At 32.0% G+C, this 11,441-nt stretch carries 8 protein-coding genes; 1 reads left to right on the plus strand and 7 read right to left on the minus strand.

Annotated elements, in window-relative coordinates; translation table 11 throughout:
• Nucleotides 1–247: 247 nt before the first annotated feature.
• Nucleotides 248–1,828 (minus strand): M28 family peptidase, encoded by a 1,581-nt coding sequence (locus tag NTX22_06020; GenBank protein MCX6150060.1) that lies wholly within the window; start codon nucleotides 1,826–1,828, stop codon nucleotides 248–250.
• 16 nt (nucleotides 1,829–1,844) lie between these two features.
• Here NTX22_06020 and NTX22_06025 point away from each other — a divergent pair, with 16 nt between their 5' ends.
• The gene (locus NTX22_06025; protein MCX6150061.1) at nucleotides 1,845–2,930 is read left to right on the plus strand and encodes a glycosyltransferase; all 1,086 of its coding nucleotides are present in this window, start codon (nucleotides 1,845–1,847) and stop codon (nucleotides 2,928–2,930) included.
• A 38-nt stretch (nucleotides 2,931–2,968) separates the two neighbouring features.
• On the opposite strand, the gene NTX22_06030 is transcribed toward NTX22_06025, so the two are convergent.
• The 6 genes from NTX22_06030 to NTX22_06055 form a co-directional block, all read right to left on the minus strand.
• Nucleotides 2,969–5,437, minus strand: coding sequence for a glycoside hydrolase family 9 protein (locus NTX22_06030; GenBank protein MCX6150062.1), 2,469 nt, complete (start codon nucleotides 5,435–5,437; stop codon nucleotides 2,969–2,971).
• An 89-nt stretch (nucleotides 5,438–5,526) separates the two neighbouring features.
• Nucleotides 5,527–6,867 carry an MATE family efflux transporter gene (locus NTX22_06035; protein MCX6150063.1) on the minus strand — a complete coding sequence of 447 codons (1,341 nt, stop codon included), beginning with the start codon at nucleotides 6,865–6,867 and terminating at the stop codon, nucleotides 5,527–5,529.
• A 320-nt stretch (nucleotides 6,868–7,187) separates the two neighbouring features.
• Nucleotides 7,188–8,000 carry a LytTR family DNA-binding domain-containing protein gene (locus tag NTX22_06040; GenBank protein MCX6150064.1) on the minus strand — a complete coding sequence of 271 codons (813 nt, stop codon included), beginning with the start codon at nucleotides 7,998–8,000 and terminating at the stop codon, nucleotides 7,188–7,190.
• A gap of 226 nt (nucleotides 8,001–8,226) precedes the next feature.
• Nucleotides 8,227–9,609 (minus strand): hypothetical protein, encoded by a 1,383-nt coding sequence (locus tag NTX22_06045; GenBank protein MCX6150065.1) that lies wholly within the window; start codon nucleotides 9,607–9,609, stop codon nucleotides 8,227–8,229.
• A gap of 113 nt (nucleotides 9,610–9,722) precedes the next feature.
• A complete protein-coding gene (locus NTX22_06050) occupies nucleotides 9,723–10,052 on the minus strand; it encodes a DHCW motif cupin fold protein (GenBank protein MCX6150066.1) in 330 nt (109 codons plus the stop codon).
• A 50-nt stretch (nucleotides 10,053–10,102) separates the two neighbouring features.
• A complete protein-coding gene (locus NTX22_06055) occupies nucleotides 10,103–11,413 on the minus strand; it encodes an MFS transporter (protein ID MCX6150067.1) in 1,311 nt (436 codons plus the stop codon).
• Nucleotides 11,414–11,441: the final 28 nt, after the last annotated feature.

Consider the following 11,441-nt stretch of genomic DNA (forward strand, 5'->3'; position numbering starts at 1 on the left):
GATTAATCAAGTGTATAAATCATAAAAAAATTAAAGCGGGTTCTGAAAGCTTTTTAAAAAACATAATTTATCTATTAAAATATTATTTCTCTTTTTGTCTTAATTAACTTTATTGAAAAATAGAGTTGTGCAACAGACTCGACAAAGGCAGGCTCGTTCAGAATGACATATTCGAGTTCTGCAACAGACTCGACAAAGGCAGGCCTGCTCAGAATGACATATTCGAGTTGTACAACAGACTCAGGTTTTATTTAAACAAAACCATCGTTTTTACAGCGTTAAAAGCTTGCCCATTCTCTGTTCTATAAGAAATCCTATAAATATATATTCCACTCGATAAAGCTAAAGTTTGGTTATTATTAAATTCAACTTCATATTCACCCGTAGGTTTTAACTCATCAACCAGATTTACAATAAACTTACCCAAACAATTAAAAAGCGAAAGTTTTACATACCCGCTGCTTTTTAATGAGTATTTAATTTTTGTTGATGGATTAAATGGATTAGGATAGTTTTGCGCTAACAATAAGTATTCTGGCTGGTGTGTAATCTTAATCTTTTTTTCGGCTAACATTTTCTCTGTACCATCAAAATCGATTTCAATTAAACGATAGATATATGTAGTACCTGGTTGAGTTTTAATATCAGTATAAAAGTAATTTTTAGAAATATTAGTTGTGCCATCTGCAATTATTTCTTTAACAACAAACTTTTCATTTGTTAAACAGTTTTCTTTTTCAATAACAAATCTTGCTACATTTAACTGGCTGGCTGTTTCCCATTCAATTAAAACTCCATTATCAACTTCAAAAAAACTACAGCTTGTTAATTCAACCGGAACAACTAATGTATCTTTTATTACCCTGCTAAAGTACGCCATCGCAGCAATTGCGCCTTTAGATGTCTGAAAATAATATGCAGTATCAATAAATTCCAATAAATCAGTTCTTTTGTGATAGTGAGAAGACATATTTCGTTCAAACATTCCAGTAATAATATAGCCGGCATCAGCAAAAGAAATATAATCACTTCCCCAGGCAAAACTAATTTCGGGAGTAAGGTTTGTATAATTTGTAATGAAAGATGCTAAAGTATCTGTATAAGCAGCAGAAGTAACATTATTAGAACTCGGAATGTTATCTTCATCTCTTTCACAATAAATAGATTTGTTGTTAAAAGCTTTATCACTGCCAATCATATCTAAATTCATCATAAGAATAATATTTAAGTTCTTGGGAACCACATAGTTTTGCACCCATCTTTCCGAACCAATTAATCCTTGTTCTTCAGCAGCAAAAAATATAAACTTAATTGTATAACCAAACTGGTAGTACTTAAAAATTCTTGCTGCCTCCAAAATTGTTGAAACTCCGGTACCATTGTCATCAGCGCCCGGAGAATTTGAAATGTCAGGTGAGGTTGAATCATAATGCCCGCCAATAACAATAATTTTTTCCGGATTACTTATGCCTTGAATTGTTGCAATTACATTTGAAAGGATTCTACCGGAATAATTAAACTCAAATGTTACCGGTGAATAGCCGTAAGAAACTAATTGTTGGATTAGGTAGTTCTTTGCTGATTGAATTGAATCGCTTAGCGAATGTCTTGTTTTAAAAGATTGTAATTTGGTTATTTCATTTACTAAATTACTCTTCGAAATTTGATTAATTAAATTTTGGATGAAAGGATCACTTGAAATATTGACTTCATTTCGATCCTTTTGAAAAACAATCCTATCAGTTTTTGTTTTATCCGTTGATTTTTGTGAGTATGAATTGAAAAACAAAACTAAAAGGAGAATTAAAATTCCAGATATTGCTTTCATTTAATCTTATAGTTTGATGATAATTATTCTAATACTTTCAATAACATTATTTATTGTAAGCAATCTCTTAATTGCTTTTTCGCTTTTCTTTATATTGCAAAATAGTAATAACCTACAGCATAATAAAATAAAATTTTCAATTGTAATTTCTGCAAAAAATGAAGAAGAAAACATCGTTCGATTAATTCATTCACTTTCAGAATTAGATTATCCTCAAAATCAATTTGAAGTAATTATTTTAGATGATAATTCCACAGACAAAACTTTCCAAATCGTTACTGAAACGATCAAGAGCAAAACTAATTTTTCTCTTTTTTCTGCAAATAATAAATCGTTACCTGGAAAGAAAGGTGCATTAACAATTGGAATTCAAAATGCAAAAAATCCTTTTATAATGATAACTGATGCGGATTGTGTTGTTGAAAAGCAATGGTTAAGTTCATTTGCAACAAAGTTTGAAGTAGGATATGATTTTGTTTTGGGTGGTATAAATTTTTACCAAAGCAAATCGATGGTTAATAATATTTCTTGTTTTGAAAAGCTAAGAACATCCATTCTTACTTTTGGATTTGCCGGTTTGGGTTTGCCATATTCAGCCGGAGGTGCAAGTTTTGGATTCAGAAAGAACGCTTTCAACAAAATTAACGGGTACCAAAATACAACCGAAACATTAAGTGGAGATGATGATTTGCTTATCCGTGAAGCTGTAAAGAATAAGCTGAAGATTGGAACTGTTACTAACAGAAAAGCTTTTGTTCATTCTTCTACAAAAGATAATTTCAAAGATTATTTTAATCAAAAAGCAAGACACACAACTACATCCAACTTTTATTTATGGCGACACAAATTTATTCTTGCGTTATGGCATTTTATGAATTTGCTTTTTCTCTTTTCACCTTTTCTTGCTTTTGTTGATTGGAGCTACATTATATTTTTTCTTGTAAAACTTATCATTGATGAAATTACTGTAATTTCGTTCGCAGATAAGTTTGGCTATAAATTCAAGCCTTACCAAATATTTTATTTACAAATTGAATATGAAATATTTCTAATCTTTCATTACCTGAACGCAACGTTTAAAAAGAAGATTGAATGGAAGTAAACGTTCATTCCAACCATTCAAAATTTATCTTATCCCGGTTATTCCTGAAGTAAAGTAAATTTATAACCTTTCTTCTTCAAGTCAGTAATCAAATTATCCAGCTTATTATAAAATTTATCTTCTCGCCTGGCATCCGTTCCAATATGCGTTAATAATATAAATCCATTCAAACCATCTACATTATTCTTTTCATAATCTAAAATACGATTGTAAATTTCATCGCTGCTTTTATAGCCTGGCATATCCGGCGTCGTATAATCAGCATTGGAAGAAGTGCCGGGAGAAAAATTAATTAACTGAATTCCAATTTCTTTACACCAATCACTTATCTTTTGGTTATACCATTCATATGGCGGGATAAAGAAAAAAGCATCCTTCTTTTTGATTTTGAATTTCTCCATCTCAGCATAATTTGCCTTCAGATCAGAAATAAACTCATCCCGTGTAACTAAAAGGGAATCTCTTTTTTCCCAGGGCGCATAAAGAAGATGCTTATCGGAATGTGCACCTAAATAATGTCCATCGTTTTTAAGATTATAAATTAATGATGCAAGTTCTGGTTTTCGATAAAAATCACCTGTAAAAAAGAAATGAGCTTTGATTTTATGTTTCTTTAAAACTCGTCTTATAACACTACCACCTTCAGCAAAATCTCCACCAGTAAATAAAAGATGAATTTCTTTTTTACTTCGGTCTGTTCGTATAATTCCACCTTGATCAAATTGATAAATCTTTTTTACTAAAGATTTTTCACCTTCACCCTGAAGAGCTGAAAGGTAATAAGTTAAGCTTGCAGTTCCATCCATCGTTGGTTCATTCGTAGAATAATCTCCATAATCATCATGATAAACCATTCTACCCGGCTGCACATCTGCATATTCATCTGGTGAGGCAAGTTTTAATCCTTCCAATTTATTAAAGATTGTTGAGTAAACTGGTCCATCAATTAATCCGCCATCAATTCTTCTTTTAGTAATTATTTGTATAGATGAATGCGGATCGTCCGGATAATCACCATCTTCTGGTAATCCAATTATCATACTTGTACCCCAGGGATTGCAGCCAAAAAGCCAATCGCGTAATGCAGCTTCCATCTCCTGATATTTGGAATCACCGGTAATTTCATAATATAATTTAGACTGAGTAAGCATTGCTGCAACTAAATTATTGGAACACCAGATGAAAGGAATTCCAATTAAAAAAGGATTTGTCTTCCCTTTCTGGTAAACATTTTCAATTCCTTTTTTAAAATATTCTGTAAAAGTTTTGGAAATTTTTTTATTATTGTCTTTACCAAGGAAGTAGTGCCCAAGATTCAAAAAAGGATACCACTGATAATGGCTGGCGGTATCAGCTCCCATCCAGAGTGTAACAGGTTCCTTATTTCCATACTTTTGTGCTTCATCAATATATTTTTTATCACCGGAAATTTGATATAGCTGGGAGGCAGCTAATTCCATATCATCAACATAATTATCTTCTTCATAAAAATAAGGTGATTTGCATGGAGCAGTCTGACAAACACCGGGATATTTCTTTCCAAGATTGTAAGCATCAATTGATTTTTTCCTGATCATTTCAGAAAACTCCGGATAATATTTTCTTATTACCTGCGAACCAAGAGCAAATGCAGATGCAAATTTCCCAGCGGTAGAGGCTACACCATCAGCACGATTTTTATATTTGAAAACACCTTGTGGTTTTCCTGAACAAAAGTATACCGGGCGTTCTGTATTTTTTCCATAGCTTGCTTTATCGTTTATTGGAAGTCTGAAACCGACATGATCTCTGTCGTCTGCAAGTTGATTGAACATCAAATCAGCCGATGGATTCATTTTAACTAACCAATCCAAACCCCACTTTGCCTGATCAACAATATCTGGTATTCCATTTAAACCAGGGTTTCCATCTTTATCAAAATCATCTTTGAAAGAAGAAGGATTTTGCTGATATGCAAACAACATTTGGAAAACTGCGTTTGCTGATGTTGTAACATATTGAAGATAATCAGTCGCGTCATGCCATCCACCAAAAACATTTATATGTGTTGAATCAAGGGTAGGATGATAGATTATGAAACCATCCTGAGTGTGGCAGGAATCTTTTAAGAATGGGTTATATCCGCTTTGTTGCTGACGCATATATCTAAGCAAAAAATCTGCTGTTCCATTATAAACATCATTTGCTATCCTAAAAATCGGAGACTTAAATTCACCTATCTGAATGTAGTAGGCACCAGTTTTCTGGAATTCTGAAAAATCCAATCTTGATGATGAAATAAAATTTCCGTATATGCCAAATGATTTTACCTTTTCTCCTTTCCAAATAGTTTCACCAGTTAAAGCATCACATAATTCAAAAAAGGAAGGTTGAGTATTTTCCTTACTGAGGAATACAGCAACTTTGATTGATTTTTCCAAATACCCTAATTGATTAACTCTTATCCAGCTTTTTTGTGCAAAGATAATTGTAATTAATACAAACCAGAGGATAAATGATTTTTTCATGATTTTTCCAAATAATAAATTTGTACTCTTGTGGAAAATAATGAAAAATGAAATCAGATATAAATTATTAAAGAAAATTCTTGAGAAAATTATAAATGAATTTTTTTCTTGCTTCTTACATTAAATCTAATATTTAAAAGAAAAGCAGAAGCAACCAAACCTAAAATATAACCCGACCAAATTCCCTGGATACCAAATTGAAATTTGAAAGCTAAAATATATCCTGCAGGAATCATGATGATCCAGTAAGCAATAAAAGTAATTGCTGTTGGAATTTTCACATCGGTTAATCCTCTTAAAATTCCAAGTCCAACAGCTTGAGAACCATCAAATATTTGAAAGAATGCAGCTATAACCAGGAGAGTTGCAGTAACGGAAATTACTTCATTATCACTAATGTAAATTGTTGGAAGAGCATTCCTGAATACAATAAAAATCAAAGCAAATAATGCCATCATAGAAATCACCAAAATCAAAGCAGCAAAACCGGATCGTCTTGTTTCTGTAATATTTCCTGCACCTACAGCATTACCAACACGAATTGCACCGGCAGCAGAAATTCCTGTAGCTGCCATATAAGTTATAGAAGCAAGACTCATTGCTATTTGATGTGCAGCTAAAGCCTTAGTCCCTAACCAACCAATCATTATTGCAGAAAAAGAAAAAGCTCCGACTTCAAAAAAATATTGAAAACCACTTGGCAAACCAAGTTTTAAAATTTTCTTTATTAATTGAAAATCTAAAAAGCGAATACGTAATGATAAATTATAATCACGAAATTTTTTTGAATTGAAAACGTATATAATAATTGCAACTGCCATAAAAATACGGTTAATCAAGTTAGAGATTCCGGAACCAGCAAGTTCAAGCCGGGGAAAACCAAGATTACCATATATTAATAACCAATTTACAAAACCATTAACAAGATTAGCAATGATTGTTATAATCATTGCGGGATACATTACAGAAAAACCTTCAATGAATTGCCTGAATGTTTGAAAGACCATAAGCGGAAGCATTGACAATCCCACAATCTTAAGAAAAATAATTGCTTGTTCAGAAACATCTTTGGGTTGATTCATATATTTAATCAAATCTGCACCAAATATTATTAATAATGTTAATAATATTCCAATAACTACATTTACTACTAACCCTTGTCTTAAAATATTACTGCAATCATTTTCTTTTCCAGCACCATTGGAAATTGCGACTAAGGGAGAAATTGCAAATGTAACTCCTAATCCAATTACAAATACTAGGAAAAATAAACCATTAGCAATTGCCGAGGCGGCTAATGGAACAGCTCCAATTTTACCCACCATAAAACTATCCACTACACCCATCATTACATGCCCAAGCTGCCCAATAACTACAGGGTATGCTAACGAAATAGTATTTTTAATATGTTGTTTGTAAGAAAGAATCATAATGATTTAAAATAAACTGAGATGAGAATTATACCAAGAAGAAAAATATTTAAAATAAAAAACCCCACCAGAGCTGAGCGAATCATCATAAATGATGATTAACCTTCTGATGGGGCTGAGGGGTCGCCATGAAAATGGCATGTAAAAATTATTTAATTTTCAATTATAGCAAACTATTCATATTAAATATCAATTTCATTACTTACTCTCTATACTCTTGCTTACATGTACAATATATTGTTTTAAAAAATATTTTCAACATATTATCGATAAGCGGAACATAAATGAGATAAGCGGTCTTTATATTATCCAGTTCTCAGTTATATATATCTTTCTTTAAATTTTGTACTGAATCTTCGACTCATTATTATCGGTTTGGAATAATCGCTTATAAAAACTTTATAAACCCGGTTTGCGCTTTTTTCAAATTTATCTACGTATTCAAGATTAATAATTGTTGATCGATGGATTCTAACAAAATATTTTTCAGGTAGCAAAGTTTCCCATTCCTTCATCGGTCTTTTTACAATATACTTCGTATTATCGTTTGCAAAAATACGTGAATAATCCCCAACTGCAGAAATTAATTTGATCGACTTAATCTTAATTAATCTTTGTTTGTCATCGATATTTATTAAAATATTGTCATCAAGAAATAACTTTTCCTTTTTCTGTTCATCTAAATTTTCAGATGATTCACTAATTGAGGTATTATAGGATTTTGAATTTCTTGAATCTGAAACGGGTTTAAATTTTCTAAACGTTTCTGCTCTTAACAATCTGGCAGATACGGCATTCAATAACTCCGATTTGGTAAATGGTTTGGTAATATAATCATCTGCACCTTTTTCCATTCCAAGTCGATGAAAGGATCTCCCCATTTTTGAAGATAAAAAGATAAAAGGAATGGCTGCAAGTTTTTCACTTTTTTGTAATTCTTCAAGAACTTTAAATCCATCCATGTCCTTTAGAATTATATTACAAATTATTAAATCTGGTTTTCCATTTTTAGCAGATTGTAACCCAAGTTTACCATTTGAGGCACTTAAAGGATTATATTCGACTCCCTTTAAAATTTTTTCAATATAATATAACGTTTCATCATCATCTTCAATTACCAGAATGTTATGCATTACTTTTCCTTTCTATTTCAATTTGTGATCAGCAAATTATCAAAATACATTTGGGTTATTTTAATAATAAATAGAAAGAATTCTAATTTGTCAATGGAAATTAGGATTATAACAAGAAATGCTGGATTGATGTGATTAAATACAAATAAAAGTATGCTGGATATTAGATTTATTAGATAAAATTAAAATATCCAGCTAAAAGATTAAAAAGAAAAAATAAAAGAAATTAGTAATTGTATCTTACCTTAAATTTCAAAACAGTCTCGTCATTCTTTTTAACCGGAACTTTGAAAACAATATTCTGAGAATCCTTTTTCTGATATTCCAATGATGAATTTAATATTTCCCAGTAAAATCCCAAATATCTTTCAACTTCAACAACAATATCTTCCTTTTTTCTATTCTTTAATTTTATTTCGTATGATTGTTCGCTAACTCGATCAGATATTTTTTTATTTTCGGTTTGTATTTCTTCTGCAACAATATCAAAAGCATCTCCAATTTTTAGTTTCACTTTTTCATCGCGCGAAGTATGATCGATCATATCTTCACCTATAAACTCAATTGATTTATCATCAGATTTAAATACTCTAACTTTCCCTTTCGGCATCGGCATTCCAAGATTATTGTTTTCTTTATTTTCAAATTCAACAATAACAGCTATTTTCCGATTTGCATCCTGATCACCATAATAATTATAATTAACTCCACTACGATAAAGGAATTTTTTTGTAACATTAACATTTGATGCTTCAAAGAGAGAAATTTGTTTTGTTTCGTTATTAGCCAAGGTAGTTGGTCGTTGTAAATTATAAATATGATATTCAAAGAATTCTTTTTCAGCGAACTGCGAAGTAGATTGAGCTCCAGCATCTTTGTACATCCGGACTGCTTCCATCATTGGTTCTTGTCTTTGGCGGATTAAATTTACATCGCCCGCTACAAGTTTTAAAGTAGCATTATCATAGGTTGCACCGGAATTATTTTCCAAACTAACCCAGGAGTTAAGATCGAGTTTTGTATCGTTTTCATTCAGAACAGCTACATACTCGGCATGCCAATTTAATCCACCAGTTTGATAAGAAATTTCCACATCCTGTTTTTTTGATGAAGGTGCATTTACCAACCAGACTAATGTTGGTTTAGTTATTAAACCTTCCGGAAGTGCTTCAACAGAAAACCGATATTTGCCTGTATTCGGCAGCATCAACAAACCACCTTCTTTTTTCTGAAGAACCAATTGCCCTCCATAATTAGAAAGAAGTTTTCCGGAAATCATTTCACCAGTCTCACCAATTAGTGAAATATCTTTATCAATATATTTTTGAAGAATCTTGTCGAAGTTAACAAGATCGTACTTGTAATTTTGTTCAATAACTTCTCCATCCAGTTTAATATGAACACTGGTTGGATCAATCTGCTGAGCAACATCTCTTATTTCAATTTCGGATTTTCCTGATTTTATGTCCAGGTTCCGGACATCTTTCACAATTCCAAGATTTGAATTATAGACTGTAACTGCAAGAGATTTCCTGTTAGCTTCCTGAGCGATAGAAATTCCGGATATAATAAAAAAAGAAACTATCGCTAAGAATATTTGTCTTTTCATAATCATCTCCTAATATTTTGTAAACAAAATTTTCAGAAAGAACTGTTACTAGTTTGTTTAACTATTACAATTGCAATTTTGTTTCTATTCTTTTTGAACAATTGCATAACAAATCAATCCACAATAAATAACTTTGCACCCGTTTTTGTATATGAGCGATGAGAGCTTAAGTTATTAGCAACCTGGTAACTTTGTCCAGGTAAAAGTGTAATTTTCTTTCCATCTGTAAGTTCAGTAATAAGCTCACCTTCCAGCACAAGTAATACATGTCCGCGGCTGCACCAATGATCAGCCAGATATCCTTTTGAGTATTCAACCATTCTTACGCGGATATTTCCCTGTTCAAATGTTCTCCAATAAGCAATACCAGTCTCGCCGGGATGCTCAGTTTTATCAACAACAGCCCAATCAACTAAAGTAAAAGGAACATTTTGAATTTCCATTTCAATTTTTCCTAAATCAATTTATCATTCTACAAAAATTAATTTTATAATTAATGACCACTTGGAATAATTATTCCAGGATCTCCGGTTTTCTTAGTACTATCTTTAACTAATAACCAAAGGATTGCAGAAATTGCTAAACTTATTCCACTGATAATAAAGATGATATTTTTATCAACCATATTTTGTATTACAATTCCAAGCGCCAAACTCGCAATCAATTGAGGAATAACAACAGAAAGATTAAAAATACCCATGAAGAAACCCATCCTGCTTTTATCAACTTTTTCGGACATTATAGCAAAGGGTAAGCTAACAACAGCTGCCCAGCCAACTCCACAAACTGCCATAAGAATATAAAGTGACAAAGCTGACTTACCAAAAAATACAATTCCAAAATAACCTAATGCCATAATTGCCACACAACTAAGATGAGTTTTTACTCTGCCGATTTTTTCTGTAATTGGTTCTAGAACAAGCGCTGGAAGAATAAATCCAACTGCGTTGAGAATTAAGAAGGAAATTGAAATTACCTGCCCGATTTGATTTTCAATATCCGGTGATAATTTCTGCTGCATATCTTGAACAAAAAATATTTTTTGTGTTATGTAAGCAATGATATAAACGAACATAGTTTGAATTCCAACCCAGGAAAAACCATGCGCCAGGTACAAACGAATTAATTGTCCCCATTGAGTTGCAGGTTTTTTTTCTTCAACATTCGATTCTGTTTTTTCTTCAACGTTTAATTCCCTACTTTCGCTAATAAAGAATAATGGAAAGATTGAGCATACAAAAACAATAGCAACACCAATATAAATTAAAGCGTAGTTTCCAATAACTGCACCAATAAAATAAGCACCAACACCAAAAAATCCAGAGATAGTTTGCATCCAGGTATAACCTTTGGTTCTTGGAACACCATCAGGTGTAACATCAGCAATAATTGACCTGGTTGGATTAAAGCTAATATTTATTGCCAGATCCAGGGTTAATGCAACTACCAATGCAACTACTATTAAACTACCAATACCAAGGAAATTTGCTACTCTATCAATATTTGGAAGAGCAAGAAGCATAAGAGCGGCAAGTGTTCCACCAATAATTATAAATGGTCTGCGTCTTCCACCCCAAAACCAAACTTTATCGCTAATCAAACCAATTATTGGCTGACCAAGTATTCCAGCTAATGGTCCTGCCGCCCAAACAAACCCGATTTCATGGATATCAAGATTGTATTTTGTTTTTAAGATCCAGCTTAGCGCAGAAATTTGGATACATAAAGCAAATCCCATAGCAGTTGCAGGTAAACTAAGAATAGCATAAAAAGAATTTGTTAATTTTTTTTGGATTAGGAGCATAACTTTCCTCAATTTATTTACCGCTCAA

It is taken from the genome of Ignavibacteriales bacterium (genome assembly GCA_026390815.1).
Lineage (GTDB): Bacteria > Bacteroidota > Ignavibacteria > Ignavibacteriales > SURF-24 > JAPLFH01.